The following is a 19,926-nucleotide window of genomic DNA, read 5'->3' as shown; positions in this document are numbered from 1 at the left end:
CGTTGGTGCAGCGGCCCGGCTTCGTCGTTCCCGGCATATCTCGTGCGGGTTCGGCGTTCCATGGGAAGGCCTGTCGTCACAGTGTGTCGTCGTCATGCGACCCGGTCGGACGTCGGGAATTGTCGGGGGTCGTGGATAGGGTGGTGTGGTGCCGGAGCTTCCCGAAGTAGAAGTGGTGCGCCGCGGGCTGCAGGCCCACGTGGCGGGCCGCGGGATCGCTCGTGTCGAGGTGCTGCACCCCCGCGCGATCCGCCGCCACGAGCTGGGCCCCGAGGATTTCACCGGAAGGCTCGCCGGGGCGCGCGTCGAGGCGGCGCGGCGGCGTGGCAAGTACCTGTGGCTGGAGCTGTCGGACAAGGAAGCGATCCTCGCGCACCTGGGCATGAGCGGCCAGATGCTCGTGCAGCCCGAGGGCGCCCCCGACGAGAAGCACCTGCGCGTCCGCATCCGGTTCGACGACGGCGGCCCCGAGCTGCGGTTCGTCGACCAGCGGACGTTCGGCGGGCTCGCGCTGGCCGATCTCGTCACCTCCGACGGCACGCTCCTGCCCGCGCCGATCGCGCACATCGCCCGCGACCCGATGGACCCGGCGTTCGACCCGGCCCAGGCGGTCAAGGCCCTGCGCTCCCGCCGCACCGAGATCAAGCGCGCCCTGCTCGACCAGACGCTCGTGTCCGGGGTCGGCAACATCTACGCCGACGAGTCCCTCTGGCGCGCCCGGCTGCACTGGGCCCGCCCCACCGAGAAGCTCACCCGCGCCCAGGGCGCGGCCGTCCTCGAAGCGGCTACCGAGGTGATGAACGAGGCGCTCCAGGCCGGCGGCACGTCGTTCGACGCGCTGTACGTCAACGTCAACGGCCAGTCCGGCTACTTCGACCGCTCGCTGAACGTCTACGGCCAGGGCGACCGCCCCTGCCGCCGCTGCGGCACGCCCATCCGCCGCGAGCCGTTCATGAACCGGTCGTCCTACTTCTGCCCGCGCTGCCAGCCCCGGCCGCGCCGCTCCTCCTGACACCGGAAGGCAGGTCACGTGGCCCAGGAAGAACTCGTGGTGCTGCTCGACGAGCGCTTCGACCCCGTCGGCACAGCGCCGAAGCGCACGGTGCACGACGCGCACACCCCGCTGCACCTGGCGTTCTCCTGCTACGTCTTCGACCGCGCCGGCCGCGTCCTGCTGACCCGGCGCGCGATCGGCAAGAAGACGTGGCCGGGCGTGTGGACCAACTCGTTCTGCGGCCACCCCGGCCCTGGCGAGGACATGGCCGAGGCCATCGCGCGGCGCGCGAAGCAGGAGCTGGGCCTGGAGGTCACCGGGCTGCGGAAGGTGCTGCCGGACTTCCGCTACACGGCGACGGACGCGGGTGGCGTGGTGGAGAACGAGTTCTGCCCCGTGTGGGTGGCCGAGGCCGACGCGGACCCGCTGCCCGAGCCGGACGAGGTGTGCGAGTGGCGCTGGTCGGCCTGGACCGACCTGGTGGAGAGCATGAGCCGCACGCCGTTCGTGTTCAGCCCGTGGTCGCAGTTGCAGGTCCCGCGGCTCGCGGAAACTCTTTCGGCGGGGGCAACACAGCGGTAACAGCCGGCTGGTGGGCTTGCCGGGTGCGTTCCCCGGACACCGCGCTCACCGGGATCGGCCCGGACACCTTCGACCTGCGCCACCGCAGGATCCACGGCTACCGGCGCGCCTACCGCATGGCGGGCAGCGGTCCCGCGTTGCTGTTCGTCCACGGCATCGGCGACGACTCGTCCACCTGGCTGGACGTGCTCGCGTCGCTGACCAGGGACTACACGGTGATCGCGCCGGACCTGCTCGGCCACGGCGGTTCGGACAAGCCGCGCGCCGACTACTCGGTGGCCGCCTACGCGTGCGGGATGCGGGACCTGCTGGCGACGCTCGACATCGACCGGGTCAGCGTGATCGGGCACTCGCTCGGCGGTGGCGTGGCGATGCAGTTCGCCTACCAGTTCCCGGAACGCTGCGAGCGGCTGGTGCTGGTCAGTTCCGGCGGCATCGGCGCGGGCGTGCACCCGCTGCTGCGGCTCGCGGCCGCGCCGGGCGCCGACCTGGTGCTGCCGCTGCTCGGCACCCCGCCGGTGCGGGAAGGCTTGCGGCGCTTCCGGAGCCTGCTGCGGGCGGGCGGCGGGTTCGGGCTGGGGGCGGACCTGGACTACGTGATCGGCAAGTACGTGCGGCTCGCGGAGTCGACCAGCAGGCAGGCGTTCCTGCGCACGCTGCGCGCGGTGGTGGACTGGCGCGGGCAGGTGGTGAACATGCTCGACCGCAGCTACCTGACGGAGGGCATCCCGACGATGCTGGTGTGGGGGACGCGGGACCACGTCGTGCCGAGCGAGCACGCGCTGGTCGCCCACGCCGCGATGCCGGGCAGCAGGCTGGAGATCTTCGAGGGCGCCGGGCACTTCCCGCACCACACCGCGCCGCAGCGGTTTCTGGCTGTCCTGCGCGATTTCCTCGCCACGACGAGACCCGCCCAGCATGATGTGCGCCGGTGGCGGGAGCTGCTGCGCTCGGGTCACAACGCGCGTTCCGGTGGCGCCACGCCGTTGGGCATCTCGAGTGGGAGTTGAGGATTTTCTCGCTACGACGAGGCTGGCCCAGCATGATGTGCGCCGGTGGCGGGAGCTGCTGCGCTCGGGTCACAGCCCGCGTTCCGGTGGCGCCACGCCGTTGGGCATCTCCAGTGGGAGTTGAGGATTTTCTCGCTACGACGAGGCTGGCCCAGCATGATGTGCGCCGGTGGCGGGAGCTGCTGCGCTCGGGTCGCAACGCGCGTTCCGGCGGCTCCACGCCGTTGGGCATCTCCAGTGGGAGCTGACCGCATCAGGACAGCGGTGAACATGCTCGATCGCAGCTTCGTCGAGTGTGCCGGGCACTTCCCGCATCACACCGCGCCGCAGCGGTTTCTGGCTGTCCTGCGGGATTTCCTCACCACGACCGGGAGCTGAGGATTTCCTCGCCACGACGAGGCTGGCCCAGCATGATGTGCGCCGGTGGCGGGAGCTGCTGCGCACGGGCCGCAGCCCGCGCTCCGGCGGCTCCACGCCGCTGGGCATCTCGAGCGGGAGCTGACCGCATCAGGACAGCGGTGAACATGCTCGATCGGACATTCTTCGAGGGCGCCGGGCACTTCCCGCACCACACCGCGCCACAGCGGTCTCTGCGTGATTTCCTCGCCACGACGAGGCCGGCCCAGCACGATGTGCGCCGGTGGCGGGAGCTGCTGCGCTCGGGCCGCAACGCGCGTTCCGGCGGCTCCACGTCGCTGGGCATCTCCAGCGGGAGCTGACCGCATCAGGACACCGGCCTCGACGACCACCGCCTGCATGCGGTTACCTCCAGGATGATCTCGGGAGGTGCGGTGAAACGGGCGCGGTGGTGGAAGCTGGGCGGCGTGGCCGTCGTGTTGGTCGCGGCTGTCGTGCTGCTCGTGGTGCACGTGTTCGACGACGATCCCGCGGACACCGCGGACGACATCGCCACGGCGCTCACCGGCGAGGACCACGCGGCCTACCGGGACCTCCACTGCACGGACCTGCCACCGGTGGACGAGGTCAGCCTGCCCGGCCAGGGCACCGTCTCGGCGTTCACCATCGGCGACATCTCCGTCTTCGACGTGCGCCAGAGCGCGGACGACGTCGCCGTCGCCGTGTTCGTGGCCGACGGGACCGCCAGCTTCGTCATCGGTGAACTCGGCAGGGACGACGGCTGGTGCCTGCTCGACTTGTTCGCCTGTCCCGCCGCGGCGCAGCCGGCCACGGTCTGGTCCGGCCCGGACTGGACGCAGCTGCGCCGGGAAAGCGTGTGCGGCGACATCCTGTCGCGCCCCCGCAACTGAAAGAGCCCCGGGCCGGCGACCGGCCCGGAGCTCTCCTCGGCTACGTCAGTTGAACACGTGCGTCCGCGCGGCGAGGTTCGCCAGCAGCTCGCGGCCCTTCTCGGCGTTGCGCGGCTGGCTCAGCACGTCGTAGCGGCGCGCGACCAGCTGCGTCTGCGAGACGAAGTCACGCTTGCCGCGGGTGGCGCCGTAGCTGATGGCCGCGAACACCATGCTGAACGCGATACCGGCGACCAGGCCGAACAGGATCGGCAGCAGCCCGGCGCCCGGCGTGAACAGCGTCAGCAACAGGCCGACGAACACACCGAACCAGGCGCCCGACATCGCGGCGCCGCCGAGCACGCGGCCCCAGCTGAGCTTGCCGGCGACCCGCTCGACCAGCATCGGCTCGACCCCGACGATCGTGACGTCCGCCACGGGGAAGTCGTTGTCGGCGAGGTGGTCGACCGCCCGCTGGGCCTCTTCGTAGGAGTCGTAGGACCCGATCGGCCAGCCGGTGGGCAGGGTCGGGAGCTGCGGGCTCGTCCGGGCGTTGGTGAAAGCGGTCTGCGTGAATGCTTGGGTCATCTTCCTCACCTCTCCTGACCTGTTCAACGCTCCCGCATACCCACTTGTGCCCCATGTCCGAACCTCACAGGGAATCCTCAGACTCGCAGCTCCGGCCGGTAGATGTCGAACCAGTGGTGCAGGTCGAGCAGCCGGTCCAGGCCGTGGCGCGTGAGGGACGTCATCGTGGCCGGGTCCTGGCCCACCGCGTCCGTCACCCACTCGCGGGAGGCCAGTTCGAACACCGGGTCGCCGGGCGTCGCCAGCACCTCCTTCGCCTGCTGCTGCAACGCCGCCGCGTACCCGGGGTCCTGCGTGGACGGGTACGGGCTCTTCACCCGGTCCACAACGGACTGCGGCAGCACGTGCTTGGTCGCGTGCCGCAGCAGGCTCTTCTCCCTGCCGTCGAACGTCTTCAGCGACCACGGCGTGTTGTAGACGTACTCGACGAGCCGGTGGTCGCAGAACGGCACCCGCACCTCCAGGCCCACCGCCATCGACGCGCGGTCCTTGCGATCCAGCAGCGCCCGCACCATCCGCGTCAGGTGCAGGTGGCACACCTCGCGCATCCGGCGCTCCTCCGCGGAAACCCCGTCCAGGTGCTCGACCCGCGCCAGCGCCGTGCGGTACTGGTCCGCGATGTAGCCCTCGAGATCCAGCGTGGACCGCACCTCCGCCCGCAGCAGCCCGCCGCGTTCGAGAGCGCCCGTGTTGAACGCCAGCCACGGGAACGTGTCGGCGTTGCGGGCGGTCTCGTCGTGGAACCACCGGTACCCGCCGAACACCTCGTCGGCCGACTCGCCGGACAGCGCCACCGTCGATTCCGCCCGGATGGCCTTGAACAGCAGGTACAGCGAGGTGTCCATGTCGCCCATGCCGGCCGGGATGTCCCGCGCGGTCAGCACCGCCCGCCGCACCGCCGGGTCGGTCAGCGCGGCCGGGTCCAGCACGACGTCCTGGTGCGCCGAGTCGACCAGCTTCGCCACGTCCCGGATGAACGGCGAGTCCGGGGTGTCGCGCATCTCGTCGGGCTTGAAGTTCTCCTCCTGCCCCACGAAGTCGACCGAGAAGGTGCGCAGCTGCTCGCCCTCCTCACGTAGCCGCGCGGCCGCCAGGCCGGTGATCGCGCTGGAGTCCAGGCCACCGGACAGCAGCACGCAGCGCGGCACGTCGGCGACCAGCTGCCGGTGCACGATGTCGGTCATCAGCTCGCGCACCCGCGCGACCGTGGTCTCCTGGTCGTCGGTGTGCTCGCGCGCCTCCAGCTTCCAGTACGTGCGGGTGTGCACGCCGTCCCGATCCACCCGGACGATCGTGCCGGGCTCCACTTCGGACATCCCGTGCCACAGCGACCAGCCGGGCTGCTTGGTGAAGGAGAACAGCTCCCGCAACCCGTCCGCGTCCACGATCCGCTTCGCCGCGGGGTTGGCCAGGATCGCCTTCGGCTCGGACCCGAACAGCACGCCGTCGCGCGTCGGGTAGTAGTAGAACGGCTTGATGCCCATCCGGTCGCGGATCATGACGAGCTTCTCGTCGCGGGCGTCCCAGATGGCGAAGGCGTACATGCCGTTGAGGTGGTCGGCGACGGACTCGCCCCACTCCAGGTACCCGTGCAGCACGACTTCGGTGTCGCTGTCGGTGCGGAAGGTGTGGCCCTTGCCCTCCAGTTCGCGGCGTAGCTCGGTGAAGTTGTAGGCCTCACCGCTGTAGACCATGGCCACCTCGCCGGCCGGCGTGGTCACGGACATCGGCTGCCGTCCGCCGGGCAGGTCGATGATCGCGAGGCGACGGTGGCCGAGTGCGGCGTGCGGGGCGATCCACGTCCCGGAGTCGTCCGGACCACGGCAGGCCATGGTCCCGGTCATGGCGTCGAGCACTTCGCGCCGTTGGGTGAGGTCGGTCTCGAAGGAGACCCAGCCGGTGATGCCGCACATGCGTACTACCCTCCCGATGCTTAGCAAGTACAACTATGCGTAACACCGTGGTAACACAACTCACCGGTAACTGTCTGCTCGATTCGTCCGCTCTGACGGGATGGATTTCACGCAGTGTGGCCGGTCGCACACGCGCCTCAAGAACGCGTAAATCCGCGCCGAAGCGGCGTCAAGGCGCCGTCATCCGGACGAGGACACGGGACATCCGAGCGCACGCTGTCACCGGAGCGGTCACCGATCGGGTGACCCGTGCTGGAAGGTGTGAAGTGGCGGATCTGCTGTACGCCGTGCTGCTGATCGCGGTGTTCGCGGTGCTGGCGCTGACGTTGCGCGGGCTGGAGAAGCTGTGAGCGGCGCGGGGGTGGTGGCCAACGTCGTCGGCGGGGTGCTGGCGCTGGGCCTGATCGTCTACCTGTTCATCGCACTCACCAAGCCGGAGAGGTTCTGATGTCGGACCTCGCGTCCGGCCTGGTCACGGTCGGCATCCTCGTCGCCGCGCTCGCCCTGGTCCACAAGCCGCTCGGGGACTACATGGCGCGCGTGTTCACCAGCGAGAAGCACCTCAAGCTGGAGCGCGGCCTGTACCGCGCGTTCCGGGTGGACCCGTCCTCCGAGCAGCGCTGGCCCACCTACGCGCTGGGCGTGCTCGGGTTCTCGGTGGTGTCCATCGTCTTCCTGTACCTGCTGCAGCGCCTGCAGTCCGTCCTGCCGCTGAGCCTCGGCCGCGGTCCGGTCGACCCCGGCGTCGCGTTCAACACGGCGGTCAGCTTCGTGACCAACACGAACTGGCAGTCCTATGTGCCCGAGACGACCATGGGCCACCTCGTCCAGATGGCCGGGCTGACGGTGCAGAACTTCCTGTCCGCCGCGGTCGGCCTGTCCGTCGCGATGGCGCTGGTCCGCGGGTTCACCCGGTCCAGGACCGACCGGCTCGGCAACTTCTGGGTCGACCTGACCCGCGGCACCGTGCGGATCCTGCTGCCGCTGTCGGTCGTGTTCGCGATCGTGCTGATCGCGCTCGGCGTCACGCAGAGCCTCCGCGCCGGCGTCACGGTCACCGGCCTGGACGGCACGCAGAGCACCATCTCGATGGCGCCGACGGCGAGCCAGGAGGTCATCAAGGAGCTCGGCACCAACGGCGGCGGCATCTTCAACGCCAACTCCGCGCACCCGTTCGAGAACCCGAACGTCTGGACCGACCTGATCGAGATCTTCCTGATCCTGGTGATCCCGGTGTCGCTGACCCGGACATTCGGCAGGCTCGTCGGCAACCCGAAGCAGGGGAACGTCCTGCTGTCCGTGATGGGTCTGCTGTGGACGTTCGTGCTCGCGGTGACCTGGTGGGCCGAGTCGCACCCGAACGGCCCCGCCGCCCTGCTGGCAGGCGCGAACCTGGAGGGCAAGGAGCAGCGGTTCGGCATCGGCGCGTCGTCGCTGTTCGCCACCAGCACCACCGGCACCTCGACGGGCGCGGTGAACTCGCTGCACGACAGCTACAGCGGTCTCGGTGGCGGCATGACCCTGCTGCACATGCTGTTCGGCGAGGTCTCGCCGGGCGGTGTCGGCACCGGCCTGTACGGCGTCCTGGTGATGGCGATCATCGCGATGTTCCTGGCCGGCCTGATGGTCGGCCGCACGCCGGAGTACCTGGGCAAGAAGCTCGGCAAGCGCGAGGTCACGGCCGCCGCGATCGCGATGCTGGCGATGCCCGCGGTCGTCCTGCTCGGCGCCGGCGCGGCCCTGCTCATGCCGGGCACCGCGGGCGCGCTGGGCAACAGCGGGGCGCACGGACTGTCCGAAGTGCTCTACGCGTACGCCTCCACCGGCAACAACAACGGCAGCGCCTTCGCCGGCATCACGGTGACGGACGGCTGGTTCCAGTCCTCGCTGTCGGTGGCGATGCTGATCGGCCGGTTCGTGCCGATCATCGCGGTCCTGTGCCTGGCCGGTTCGCTGGCCGCGCAGAAGAAGGTGCCGGAGACCGCGGGCACCCTGCCGACGACCGGGCCGCTGTTCGGCTCCGTGCTCGCCGGAACCATCCTGCTCGTCGCGGCGCTGACGTTCGTCCCGGCGCTCGCGCTCGGTCCCATCGCGGAGGCCATGGCATGACCATCACTCAGGACCGGCCCGTCGAAACACCGGCTCGCGTCGGCGCGGGCGTGTTCAACGGACGGCAGCTGCTGACCTCGCTGCCCGACGCGCTGCGCAAGCTCCACCCGCGACACCAGGTCCGCAACCCGGTCATGTTCGTGGTGTGGGCAGGCTCGGTGCTCACCACGGTCTTCGCGGTCACCGACCCGAGCGTGTTCACGATCCTGATCGCGGTGTGGCTGTGGTTCACGGTCGTGTTCGCGAACCTGGCCGAGGCCGTCGCCGAGGGGCGTGGCAAGGCGCAGGCGGAGTCGTTGCGCCGCACCAAGAAGGAGACCGTCGCGCGGCGGATCACCCCGGACGGCGAGGAACGCGTGCCGGGTGTCGAACTGCGGGTGGGCGACCTGGTTGTCGTCGAGGCGGGGGAGATCATCCCCGGCGACGGTGACGTGGTCGAGGGCATCGCGACGGTCGACGAATCGGCCATCACCGGTGAGTCCGCGCCGGTGATCCGCGAGTCCGGCGGTGACCGCAGCGCCGTCACGGGCGGCACGACGGTGCTGAGCGACCGGATCGTCGTCCGGATCACCACCAAGCCCGGCGAGTCCTTCGTGGACCGGATGATCGCGCTGGTGGAGGGCGCCTCACGGCAGAAGACGCCGAACGAGGTCGCGCTGACGATCCTGCTGTCCACGCTGACGATCATCTTCCTGCTCGCCGTCGTGGCGCTGCAGCCGATGGCCGCCTACTCCGGCAGCGAGCAGTCGGTGATCGTGCTGACCGCGCTGCTGGTGTGCCTGATCCCGACGACGATCGGGGCGCTGCTGTCCGCGATCGGCATCGCCGGGATGGACCGGCTGGTGCAGCGCAACGTGCTCGCCACGTCCGGCCGCGCGGTCGAGGCCGCCGGTGACGTGTCGACGCTGCTGCTGGACAAGACCGGCACGATCACCTTCGGCAACCGGCGGGCGACCGAGCTGATCCCGGTCGGCTCGACGGACCCGCACCAGCTGGCCGAGGCCGCCCGGCTGTCCAGCCTCGCCGACGGCACCCCGGAGGGCCGCAGCGTCGTCGAGCTGACCGAGGGCACCACGGTTCCCGGCGGCGGCGAGTTCGTCCCGTTCACCGCGCAGACCCGGATGAGCGGCGTCGACCTGCCCGGCCGCCAGGTTCGCAAGGGCGCGGCGAGCGCGGTCCGCGAGTGGGTGCGGGAGCACGGCGGCGACTTCCCGGACGAGACCGAGCGGATCGTCGACGAGATCAGCGAGCAGGGCGGCACCCCGCTGGTGGTCGCCGAGCTGACCGGCGGGCACGCGTTCGTGCGTGGCGTGATCCGGCTGTCCGACGTGGTCAAGCCGGGCATGCGGGAACGGTTCACCGAGCTGCGCCGGATGGGCATCCGGACGGTGATGATCACCGGGGACAACCCGCGCACCGCGAAGGCCATCGCCGAGGACGCCGGCGTCGACGACTACCTCGCCGAGGCCAAGCCCGAGGACAAGATGGCGCTCATCCAGCGCGAACAGGAGGGCGGCCGGCTGGTCGCGATGACCGGCGACGGCACCAACGACGCGCCCGCGCTGGCCGCCTCGGACGTCGGGGTCGCGATGAACACCGGCACGTCGGCCGCGAAGGAGGCCGGCAACATGGTCGACCTCGACTCCGACCCGACGAAGCTGATCGAGATCGTGGAGATCGGCAAGCAGCTGCTGATCACGCGCGGCGCTCTCACGACGTTCAGCATCGCCAACGACCTCGCGAAGTACTTCGCGATCCTGCCCGCCATGTTCGTGGCGATCTTCCCGCAGCTGGCCGCGCTGAACATCCTGCACCTGGCGACCCCGCGGTCGGCGATCCTGTCCGCGGTGATCTTCAACGCGCTGATCATCGTGGTGCTGATCCCGCTCGCGCTGCGGGGCGTGCGGTACAAGCCGTCCAGCGCGTCCGCACTGCTGCGGCGCAACCTGCTGGTCTACGGGGCCGGCGGCATCGCGACGCCGTTCCTCGGCATCTGGCTCATCGACCTCGTCGTCCGCTTCATCCCTGGAATCGGGTAGTCATGATCAAGAATCTGGTGAAGCAGACCGGCGCCGGCCTGCGGGTGCTGCTGGTGTTCACGGTGCTGCTCGGGGTGGTCTACCCGCTCGGCGTGTGGGCGGTGTCCCGGATCCCGGGGCTGCACGACAACGCCGAGGGGTCGCTGGTGACGGCGAACGGGCAGGTCGTGGGCTCGTCGCTGATCGGGATCGACCCGGTCCCGGCCGACCCGGCGCACGACCCGTACTTCCACACCCGGCCCTCGGCGACCGGCGACCCGTCGGTGTCCGGCGGCTCGAACAAGGGCGGGTTCAACTCCGACCTGGTCGCGGCCGTCGAGGAGCGCAAGGCGGCCATCGCGCAGCGCGAGGGCGTCTCGCCGGACGCGGTGCCCGCCGACGCGGTCACGGCCTCGGCGTCGGGCCTCGACCCGGCCATCAGCGTCGCCTACGCCGACCTGCAGGTGCCGCGGGTGGCGCGCAACACGGGGCTGACCGAGGACCGGGTCCGGCAGCTGGTCGAGGCGAACACGACCGGTCACGGCATCGGCATCCCCGGGGTGAACGTGCTCGAACTCAACCTCGCCGTCCAGCTGGCAGGAGCACACTGAAAGCGTGGACGTGGAGAAGGAACCGCCGCGCCGGGGAGAGCTGCGCATCTACCTCGGCGCGGCGCCCGGCGTCGGCAAGACCTACGCCATGCTGGGCGAGGCGCGGCGCCGCCTCGACCGCGGCACGGACGTCGTCGCCGGGCTGGTGGAGACCCACGGCCGGGCGAAGACCGCGGCGCTGCTGGAAGGCATCGAGACGGTGCCGCGGCGGCGGATGACCTACCGCGGCCGCGACTTCGAGGAGCTGGACGTGGACGCGGTGCTCGCCCGCGCCCCCGAGGTGGCCATTGTGGACGAGCTCGCGCACACCAACGTGCCCGGCTCGCGCAACGAGAAGCGCTGGCAGGACATCGAGGAGCTGCTCGCCGCCGGGATCGACGTGCTGTCGACGGTGAACGTGCAGCACCTGGAGAGCCTGAGCGACGTCGTCGAGCGCATCACCGGCGTCGCGCAGCAGGAGACCGTGCCCGACGACGTCGTGCGCCGGGCCGAGCAGGTGGAGCTGGTCGACATCACGCCAGAGGCGCTGCGGCGGCGGCTCGCGCACGGCAACGTCTACCCGGCGGAGCGGATCGACGCCGCGCTGGGCAACTACTTCCGCACCGGCAACCTCACCGCACTGCGCGAGCTGGCGCTGCTGTGGGTGGCCGACCAGGTGGACGTGGCGTTGCAGCGCTACCGCGCCGAGCAGCGGATCACCGACACGTGGGAGACGCGGGAGCGGGTGGTCGTCGCGATCACCGGCGGCCGGGAGAGCGAGACGCTGATCCGGCGCGGCAGCCGCATCGCCACCAGGGCCGGGGCAGAGCTGCTGGTGCTGCACGTCCTGCGCGGCGACGGGCTGTCCGCGCTCGGGCACGTCGAGACCGGCCGGTACCGCAAGCTCACCGACCAGCTGGGCGGGACGTTCCACACCGTCGTCGGCGACGACGTGCCGACCGCGTTGCTGGACTTCGCGCGTGGCGTCAACGCGACGCAGCTCGTGCTGGGCACCTCCCGGCGGTCGCGCATCGCGCGGCTGTTCGACGAGGGCATCGGTGCGACGGTGGTGCAGCGGTCCGGGCAGATCGACGTGCACATGGTCACCCACGACGAGGCGGGCGGGCGGCTGCGGTCGTGGCTGGGCAGGCGCAGCCCGCTGGCGCCGTCGCGGCTGCTGGCCGGCTGGGTGCTGGCGTTCCTCGCGCCCGCCCTGGCCACGCTGACCGGGGTGCTGCTGCGCCGGGAGCTGGACTTCTCCACCGACGTGGTCGACTACTTCCTCGCCACGGTGGTGGTCGCGCTGGTCGGCGGGCTGGGTCCGGCGCTGGTGGCGGCGCTGCTGTCGGCCGGGCTGCTGAACTTCTTCTTCACCGAACCGCTCTACACGCTGACCGTGCACGCGCAGAGCAACGTGATCACCCTGGTCGCGATGGTCCTGGTCGGGGTGCTGGTCGCGCTGGTCGTGGACCGGGCGGCGCGGCGGGCGACCCAGGCCGCGCAGGCGCGCACGGAGGCGGCCTTGCTGGCGTCCTACGCGCGCACCGTGCTGACGAACGCCGAGCCGTTGCCGCGGCTGCTGGAGAAGGTGCGCGAGAACTTCGGCATGGAATGCGTGGTGCTGCTGGAAAAGCGCGGCGGGAAGTGGCAGGCGGTCGAGCACGCCGGCGTCAACCCGTGCGGCAAGCCGGACGAGGCCGATGTGGACATCCCGGTCACCGCGGACGTGCACCTGACGTTGCGGGGCCGGGCGTTGCCCGCGGCGGACCGGCGGGCGCTGGAGGCGGCGGCCGGGCAGGCGCTGCTCGCGTTGCGGCAGCAGCGGATGGCGGCGGCGCAGGCGGAAGCCGAGCGCCAGGCCGAGGCGACCCAGCTGCGCACGGCGTTGCTGTCCGCGCTCGGCCACGACCTGCGCACGCCGTTGACCTCGATCAAGGCCGCGATCGGCAGCCTGCGGGCGCAGGACATCGACCTGTCGCCGGAGGACACCGAGGAGCTGCTGGAGGCGGCGGAGGAGTCGACCGACCGGCTCGCCCGGCTGGTGAACAACCTGCTCGACTCGTCGCGGCTGGCGGCCGGGGCGGTGCGGACGCACCTGCGGCCGGTGGGCTACGACGAGGTGGTGGCGCACGCGTTGTCGAATGTGGACGGTTCGGAGTCGGTCGCGGTCGAGGTGGATGAGCGGCTGCCCGCGGTGATGGCCGATCCGGGGCTGCTGGAGCGGGTGATCGCGAACGTGCTGGACAACGCGTTGCGGCACGGCGGCGGTCCGGTGGCGGTGCGGGGTTCGGCATACGCGGAGTGGGTCGAGCTGCGGATCGTGGACCACGGGCGCGGGTTGAAGAAGGGGACGGCGGAGGCCGCGTTCGCCCCGTTCCAAAGGCTCGGGGACCGGGACGCGACGCCCGGGGTCGGGCTCGGGTTGTCCGTCGCGAAAGGATTCACCGAGGCGATGGGTGGCGTGATCCGGGCGGAGGACACGCCTGGTGGCGGGCTCACGGTGGTGGTGGCGCTCAAGGCGTGCCAGGCTCCCGACGTGGTGCCGGTGGTGCTGAAGGAGGTGGCTCCGTGACCGAGCAGACCGGCACGGTACTGGTGGTCGACGACGAGCCGCAGATCGTGCGCGCGCTGCGGATCAACCTGACCGCGCGCGGGTACAAGGTGGTGACCGCGCACGACGGGGCGGCGGCGCTGCGGGCGGTGGCCGAGACGAAGCCGGACGTCGTGGTGCTGGACCTGGGGTTGCCGGACATCGACGGCACGGATGTGATCACCGGGCTGCGCGGGTGGACCACGGTGCCGATCATCGTGTTGTCCGCGCGGGGTGAGTCGCCCGACAAGGTCAAGGCGCTGGACCTGGGCGCGGATGATTACGTGACGAAGCCGTTCGGAATGGACGAACTGCTCGCCCGGCTGCGCGCGGCCATGCGGCGCTCGGCGGTGCCGTCGGCCGAGGGCGAGGCGCTGATCGAGACCGAGTCGTTCACGCTGGACCTGCTGGCGAAGAAGGTGCACCGCGACGGGGTCGAGGTGCACCTGACCAAGACCGAGTGGGGGGTGCTGGAGCTGCTGGTGCGCAACCGGGGCCGGTTGGTGGCGCAGAAGCAGCTGCTGCGGGAGGTTTGGGGCCCCGGCTATGAGAACGAGTCGCACTACCTGCGGGTCTACCTGGCGCAGCTGCGGCGAAAGCTGGAGCGGGAGCCGTCGCGGCCGAGGCACCTGATCACGGAGCCCGGAATGGGGTACCGCTTCGAAGCCTGAGCCCCCGGCTCCGGCGGGAGCGGCTACCCCGCCGCGGGGAGCGGTCGCCTCCGGGTGATCCGCCCTGTCAACATCCGGCGACTTCCGTACCAGGGCAGAGATCCGGGCGGCGCCCGATGTGCGCGGCCTCCCCGGGCGGCAGCCTCGGAGGCATGCTCAAGAGTTGGCGGCACGCGGCCGTCTGGTTGCACATCATCACGTCCGTCGCCTGGATGGCCGAGGCCCTCACGTTGTTCACGCTCATGCTGATCGGCTCGGGCGGGGATCCCGGCCGCCGGGCGAGCGCGATGTCCATGGCTCACGCCATCGACCTGCACCTGCTCGCCCCGCTGGCCAACGCGTCCGCGTTCACCGGGTTCCTGCTCGCGGCCGCGACGCCGTGGGGCTTCTTCCGGCACTGGTGGGTGTTCGGCAAGTTCACGATCACCGTGGTGCAGTTCAACGTCGCCATCATCGTGCTGTCCCCGGCACTGGCCGACGCCGAACAGGCGGCACTGGCGGGGGATCCGTCGCCCGCGCCGTGGGGGCTCATCGCGGGCACGGTGCTCATGGTGAGCGCGATCGCCTTCCAGGCCTGGCTGTCCGTGGCGAAACCGTGGAAGCGCACGCCCTGGGCCGGCGCCGCGAAACCGCAGACCGGGCCGGTGTGGGTGTTCGTCGCCGCGGTGTGCGCGCCGCTCGCCGACGCCGCGATCGGTCTGGTGCTGGGCTTTCCGATGCCGCTGCTGTCGGTGATCGCGCTGGTGACGCGGCTGGTCAGCCGGCGGCGATCAGTCCTGCCCGCTCGGGCTCGGGCTACCACTGCCGCTTGACGTCGAGCTCTCGTCGGTCGTGCTGCTCGGCGGCGTGGTGCTCTCGCCGGTCGAGGTGGTCGGCTCGGTGGTCGGGGTGCTGCTGCTGGTCGACGGGGTGCTCGACGGCGGCTTCGGCGTGGTGCGCGTCGCGGTGGTGTCGCTGCGCGGGGGAGTGGTCGTGGTGCCCGGCGGGAGCGTGGTGCCGGGCGGGATGACCGTGCCGGGCGGCAGCGGCGTGCCGGGCGGCAGCACGATCGGCGCCTCGCCGGAGCCCTCGGCCGGCACCAGCGTCACGACCTGCGTCCCGTCCGGGTTGGTGGTCACCACGGCCGTGCGGGTGCCCGCGGGGATCGCCACGCCGTCGACGGTCACCGGCGTCTGGCCGGGCGCCGCGTCGCCGGGGATGAGCTGCGCCCCCGAGGTCGAGTTGGTGCCGCCGGGCACCGCGACCTTGGGCGAGTCGCCCGGCGCGATGATCGTGGCCAGTCCGCCGAACGCGGTGGCGAGCACGACGCCGCTGACCGCGAGCAGCACGTAGCCGCTGCGCTGGCTGCGCGAGGCGGAGTCGCGTGGCGGGGACACCTCGGTCCGACGACCCACGTGGGCCATGTGACGCTCCTTGACTGGCGGGGAAACCGGCTTGAGCACATCCGGACGGGTGAGCCCGAATGGTGGCGCCTGCCGGGGAGATTAGCACTGGGAGTGAGTACCGATCTGTCCAGGAGCACCGGCATGATCACCCTCCGCAGTCGGAAAGCTTCCGGCAGGATAGGGGACGTGACGGGTGAAAAGGACGCCGTCCGGCTCACGGCGTGGGTCGGCGGACGGGTTCAGGGAGTGGGTTTCCGCTGGTGGACCAGGTGCAGGGCGCTGGAGCTCGGCCTGGTCGGCAGTGCGCGCAACCTCGACGACGGGCGTGTTCGGGTATTGGCGGAGGGTAGTCGGGACAACTGTCAGCAGCTACTTGACACCCTTCGCTCAACATCATCACCCGGTCGTGTGGATCAAGTCGTCGAGCACTGGTCGCCTGTGCAGGGCGGGCTGGACGGTTTCGTCGAGGAGTGACGCCTGGGGCGCCTGAGCACAGTGGGGCTCGCGGGGACAACACGCCCACGGGCATGACCGGGACGTTCACCGGCCCCCGATAGACTCCGTGGATCACCCAGGCGTTGAAGGGTCCCGCCACGTGCATCTCAAGAGCTTGACGCTGAAGGGCTTCAAGTCCTTCGCCTCGGCTACCACCTTGCGGTTCGAACCGGGCATCACCTGCGTCGTCGGCCCGAACGGGTCGGGGAAGTCGAACGTGCTCGACGCGCTGCGCTGGGTGATGGGCACGCAGGGCGCGAAGGACCTGCGCGGCGGCAAGATGGAGGACGTCATCTTCGCCGGCACCTCGGGCCGCGCCCCGCTCGGCCGCGCCGAGGTCACGCTGACCATCGACAACGCCGACGGCGCACTGCCGATCGAGTACAGCGAGGTCTCGATCACGCGCCGGATGTTCCGCGACGGCGCCAGCGAGTACGAGATCAACGGCAGCTCGTGCCGCCTGCTGGACATCCAGGAGCTGCTTTCGGACTCCGGCATCGGCCGCGAGATGCACGTCATCGTCGGCCAGGGGCAGCTGGCGCAGATCCTGGAGTCGAAGCCGGAGGAGCGCCGCGCCTTCATCGAGGAGGCCGCGGGTGTGCTCAAGCACCGCAAGCGCAAGGAAAAGGCGCTGCGCAAGCTCACCGCGATGCAGGCGAACCTGGACCGCCTCAACGACCTGACCGCCGAGCTGCGCCGCCAGCTCAAGCCGCTGGGCAAGCAGGCCGAGATCGCCCGCAAGGCGCAGGCCGTGCAGGCCGAGCTGCGCGACTCGCGGCTGCGCCTGCTGGCCGACGACCTGGTCACGCAGCGCGAGGCGATCGCGCGCGAGGAGGCGGATGAGAACGCCGCCCGCGCCCGCCGCGCCGAGGTGGAGCAGGCGCTCGAACTCGCCGGAGCCGAAGAGGCCCAGCTGGAAGCGATGGTCGCGGAGGACGCGCCGCGCCTCAACGCCGCGCAGGACACCTGGTTCAAGCTGTCCGCCCTCGGCGAGCGGCTGCGCGGCACCGTGCGGCTGGCGGTGGAGCGGCAGCGGCACCTGTCCGCCGACGTCGAGACCTCGACGGGCGGCCGCGACCCGGAGGAGCTGCTGGCCGAGGCCGAGCAGGTCGCCGAGCGCGAGGCCGAGCTGAACGAAGCGGTCATGATCGCGCGCGAGACGCTCGCCGAGGCCGTGCTGCGCCGCGAGGAGCTGGAGCACGAGGTCCAGGCCGCGGAGAAGGCCCACATGGCCGCGGTGCGCGCGATCGCCGACCGCCGCGAGGGCCTGGCGAAGCTCACCGGCCAGGTCGAGGCGCTGCGCAGCAAGAACAGCGCGACCTCCGACGAGATCGACCGCCTCACCGCGGCGATCGACGAGGCCGCGGCGCGTGCCGAGCTGGCGGTCGAGGAGCTGGAGGAGGCCCGCGCCGAGGGCGGGGTCGAGGAGTCCGACGACGCCGACCTGCAGGACCGGCACGACCGCGCGGTCCAGGCCAACCAGGCCGCGAAGGCTCGCGTCGAGGAGCTGGTCAAGGCCGAGCGGCAGGCCGAGCGCGAGATCGCGTCGGAGAAGGCGCGGGTGGACGCGCTGTCGATGGGGCTCCGGCGCAAGGACGGCGCGGGTGAGCTGCTCGGCGCGAGCGACCAGCTGCCCGGGCTGCTCGGGTCGGTCGCCGCGCTGCTGTCGGTCGAGACCGGTTTCGAGGTCGCGCTCGCCGCGGCGCTCGGCCCGGTCGCGGACGCGGTCGCGGTGCAGGGTGGCGACGAGGCGATCGCGGCGCTGAAGTTCTTGAAGGACAACGAATCCGGCCGCGCCGGGGTTCTGCTCGGCGGTGCTCCGTACACAGTGGACACCTCGGCTTGGCCGTCGCTGCCGGCCGGCGCGCGGTGGGCCCGTGAGGTGGTCACCGCGCCGGAGCCGCTGCGTCCCGCGGTGGAGCGCGCGCTGGACCGGATCGCCGTGGTGGACACGCTGGAGGCGGCGCGGCAGCTGGTCGCGGCGCACCCGGAGGTCAGCGCCGTGACCGCCGAGGGCGACGTGTTCGGTTCGCACTGGGCCGTCGGCGGCTCCGGCCGCAGCGAGAGCGTCATCGAGGTGCAGGCGGCGGTCGACGAGGCGCGCGACCGGCTGATGGCCGCGGAACGCCGCCTGGAGCAGACGGCCGCCGAGCTGGAGGGCGCCCGCGCCGAGCAGCAGGCCCGGCGCGAAGAGGTGGCCCAGGCGAAGGAAGCGCTGTCCGAGGCGAAGGTCCGCAAGGCCCGGTCGTCGGAGCGGCTGAACCGGCTGCAGCAGGCCGCGCGGTCCGCCGAAGCCGAGGTGACGCGGCTGCGGGACCAGCGCGCGAAGGTCGAGGCCAGCCGCGAGCAGGCGCTGGCCAGCCTGGCGGAGCTGGAGGAGCGGCTCGCCGCGGTGGCCGAGCAGCCGGTGGACGAGGACCCGGACACCAGTGCCCGCGACGAGGCCGCGGAGCGGCTGGCGGCGGTGCGCCAGGAGGAGGTCGAGTCGCGGCTGGCGCTGCGGACCTCCGAGGAGCGGGCCCGCAGCATCGCCGGCCGGGCGGACTCGCTGCGCCGGGCGGCGCACGCGGAGCGCGCGGCGCGGGAACGGGCCGAGAAGGCGCGGGCGGCGCGGGCGCGTGGCGCGGAGATCGCCGCGGCCGTGGTCGACGCGGGTGAGCTGGCACTGGAGCGGATCGAGCTGTCGGTGCAGCGGGCCGCCGCCGAGCGCGACGAGGCGCAGGCCGTGCGCCAGCAGCGCGAGGCCGCGCTCACCCAGGTGCGCAACAAGGTTCGCGAGCTGACCCACGAGCTGGAGAAGCTGACCGACGCGGTGCACCGGGACGAGGTGCTGCGCGCCGAGCAGCGCCTGCGCCTGGAGCAGCTGGAAACGAAGATCGCCGAGGACTTCGGCATCGGCCTGGAGGACCTTGTCGCCGAGTACGGCCCGGACGTGCCGGTGCCCCCGAGCGCGCAGGAGATGGCCGAGTACGAGGAGGCCAAGGCGAACGGCGAGCAGGTCAGCGCCCCGCCGTCGATCCCGTACGACCGCAGCACCCAGGAGCGGCGCGCGAAGCGGGCCGAACGGGACCTCGCGACGCTGGGCAAGGTCAACCCACTGGCGCTGGAGGAGTTCGCCGCGCTGGAGGAGCGGTACAAGTTCCTGTCCACCCAGCTGGAAGACCTGAAGGCGACGCGCAAGGACCTGCTCACGGTCATCAAGGAGGTGGACGACAAGATCCTCGAGGTCTTCACGTCCGCCTACCACGACGTCGCCCGCGAGTTCGAGACGGTGTTCTCGGTGCTCTTCCCCGGCGGCGACGGCCGGATGGTGCTGACCGAGCCGGACGACATGCTCGCCACCGGTGTGGACGTCGAGGCCCGGCCGCCGGGTAAGAAGGTCAAGCGCCTGTCGCTGCTGTCCGGTGGCGAGAAGTCGCTGGTCGCGGTCGCGATGCTGGTCGCGATCTTCCGCGCGCGCCCCTCGCCGTTCTACGTGATGGACGAGGTCGAGGCCGCGCTGGACGACACGAACATGCGGCGCCTGATCGGCCTGCTCGAGCAGCTGCGCGAGTCCTCGCAGCTGATCATCATCACGCACCAGAAGCCGACCATGGAGATCGCCGACGCCCTCTACGGCGTCAGCATGCAGGGCGACGGCATCACGAAGGTGATCAGCCAGCGCCTGCGCCAGGAGGCGTAAGACCTCCCGGCTGCGTGAAGTGTCTCCCGCCCGGCGGGCGGGAGACGGGCGC

Annotated in this window: 17 protein-coding genes; 14 read left to right on the top strand and 3 right to left on the bottom strand. The window is 71.4% G+C overall.

All coding sequences use genetic code 11. The annotated features are described in order from the left end of the window. The first annotated feature begins 148 nt into the window (after positions 1–148). The 5 genes from mutM to ABZ215_RS16755 all read left to right on the top strand — a co-directional run bounded on the left by mutM (position 149) and on the right by ABZ215_RS16755 (position 3,854). The gene (gene mutM, locus ABZ215_RS16775; RefSeq protein WP_237336369.1) at positions 149–1,012 is read left to right on the top strand and encodes a bifunctional DNA-formamidopyrimidine glycosylase/DNA-(apurinic or apyrimidinic site) lyase; all 864 of its coding nucleotides are present in this window, start codon (positions 149–151) and stop codon (positions 1,010–1,012) included. Positions 1,013–1,030: 18 nt separating this feature from the next. Further along, positions 1,031–1,576 carry an isopentenyl-diphosphate Delta-isomerase gene (idi, locus tag ABZ215_RS16770; RefSeq protein WP_020418096.1) on the top strand — a complete coding sequence of 182 codons (546 nt, stop codon included), beginning with the start codon at positions 1,031–1,033 and terminating at the stop codon, positions 1,574–1,576. Positions 1,577–1,599: 23 nt separating this feature from the next. Continuing rightward, entirely contained in the window at positions 1,600–2,586 is a 987-nt protein-coding gene (locus tag ABZ215_RS16765; protein ID WP_354950201.1) for an alpha/beta fold hydrolase, read from the top strand. 524 nt (positions 2,587–3,110) lie between these two features. Next, positions 3,111–3,305 carry a hypothetical protein gene (locus ABZ215_RS16760; protein ID WP_354950200.1) on the top strand — a complete coding sequence of 65 codons (195 nt, stop codon included), beginning with the start codon at positions 3,111–3,113 and terminating at the stop codon, positions 3,303–3,305. 105 nt (positions 3,306–3,410) lie between these two features. Further along, entirely contained in the window at positions 3,411–3,854 is a 444-nt protein-coding gene (locus ABZ215_RS16755) for a hypothetical protein (protein ID WP_354950199.1), read from the top strand. Positions 3,855–3,899: 45 nt separating this feature from the next. Here ABZ215_RS16755 and ABZ215_RS16750 read toward each other — a convergent pair whose 3' ends face one another. After that, complete coding sequence (locus ABZ215_RS16750; RefSeq protein ID WP_354950198.1) at positions 3,900–4,421, bottom strand: general stress protein; 522 nt, start codon at positions 4,419–4,421, stop codon at positions 3,900–3,902. Between the two features lie 77 nt (positions 4,422–4,498). Continuing rightward, positions 4,499–6,334: an asparagine synthase (glutamine-hydrolyzing) gene (gene asnB, locus ABZ215_RS16745; protein ID WP_020418101.1), complete on the bottom strand. Its 1,836-nt coding sequence runs from the start codon at positions 6,332–6,334 to the stop codon at positions 4,499–4,501. 346 nt (positions 6,335–6,680) lie between these two features. Between asnB and kdpF the strand changes: the two genes are divergently transcribed. The 7 genes from kdpF to ABZ215_RS16710 all read left to right on the top strand — a co-directional run bounded on the left by kdpF (position 6,681) and on the right by ABZ215_RS16710 (position 15,124). Continuing rightward, positions 6,681–6,782 carry a K(+)-transporting ATPase subunit F gene (gene kdpF / locus ABZ215_RS16740; RefSeq protein ID WP_017987524.1) on the top strand — a complete coding sequence of 34 codons (102 nt, stop codon included), beginning with the start codon at positions 6,681–6,683 and terminating at the stop codon, positions 6,780–6,782. Further along, positions 6,782–8,443, top strand: a complete 1,662-nt coding sequence (kdpA, locus tag ABZ215_RS16735) for a potassium-transporting ATPase subunit KdpA (protein WP_354950197.1) — start codon at positions 6,782–6,784, stop codon at positions 8,441–8,443. Before kdpF ends, kdpA begins: the two co-directional genes overlap by 1 nt. Next, positions 8,440–10,482 carry a potassium-transporting ATPase subunit KdpB gene (kdpB, locus tag ABZ215_RS16730; protein ID WP_354709620.1) on the top strand — a complete coding sequence of 681 codons (2,043 nt, stop codon included), beginning with the start codon at positions 8,440–8,442 and terminating at the stop codon, positions 10,480–10,482. Before kdpA ends, kdpB begins: the two co-directional genes overlap by 4 nt. 2 nt (positions 10,483–10,484) lie before the next feature. Beyond that, the gene (locus ABZ215_RS16725) at positions 10,485–11,072 is read left to right on the top strand and encodes a potassium-transporting ATPase subunit C (protein WP_354950196.1); all 588 of its coding nucleotides are present in this window, start codon (positions 10,485–10,487) and stop codon (positions 11,070–11,072) included. A 4-nt stretch (positions 11,073–11,076) separates the two neighbouring features. Further along, positions 11,077–13,623, top strand: a complete 2,547-nt coding sequence (locus tag ABZ215_RS16720) for a DUF4118 domain-containing protein (RefSeq protein ID WP_354950195.1) — start codon at positions 11,077–11,079, stop codon at positions 13,621–13,623. Beyond that, a complete protein-coding gene (locus tag ABZ215_RS16715) occupies positions 13,620–14,312 on the top strand; it encodes a response regulator (protein WP_020418106.1) in 693 nt (230 codons plus the stop codon). Before ABZ215_RS16720 ends, ABZ215_RS16715 begins: the two co-directional genes overlap by 4 nt. Positions 14,313–14,464: 152 nt before the next feature. After that, positions 14,465–15,124: a hypothetical protein gene (locus tag ABZ215_RS16710; RefSeq protein ID WP_020418107.1), complete on the top strand. Its 660-nt coding sequence runs from the start codon at positions 14,465–14,467 to the stop codon at positions 15,122–15,124. Here ABZ215_RS16710 and ABZ215_RS16705 read toward each other — a convergent pair. Then, complete coding sequence (locus ABZ215_RS16705) at positions 15,083–15,715, bottom strand: hypothetical protein (protein WP_157358542.1); 633 nt, start codon at positions 15,713–15,715, stop codon at positions 15,083–15,085. The genes ABZ215_RS16710 and ABZ215_RS16705 overlap by 42 nt on opposite strands. A gap of 123 nt (positions 15,716–15,838) precedes the next feature. Between ABZ215_RS16705 and ABZ215_RS16700 the strand changes: the two genes are divergently transcribed. Beyond that, positions 15,839–16,171, top strand: a complete 333-nt coding sequence (locus ABZ215_RS16700) for an acylphosphatase (protein ID WP_354950194.1) — start codon at positions 15,839–15,841, stop codon at positions 16,169–16,171. 121 nt (positions 16,172–16,292) lie between these two features. Next, positions 16,293–19,874, top strand: a complete 3,582-nt coding sequence (gene smc / locus ABZ215_RS16695; RefSeq protein ID WP_354950193.1) for a chromosome segregation protein SMC — start codon at positions 16,293–16,295, stop codon at positions 19,872–19,874. The last annotated feature ends 52 nt before the right edge of the window (positions 19,875–19,926 follow it).

This window comes from Amycolatopsis sp. NPDC006131 (assembly GCF_040614175.1).
Classification (GTDB): Bacteria; Actinomycetota; Actinomycetes; order Mycobacteriales; family Pseudonocardiaceae; genus Amycolatopsis_E; species Amycolatopsis_E tucumanensis.
Note: the sequence above shows the minus strand (reverse complement) of the source record. Positions and strands in the feature narration are given on the sequence as shown.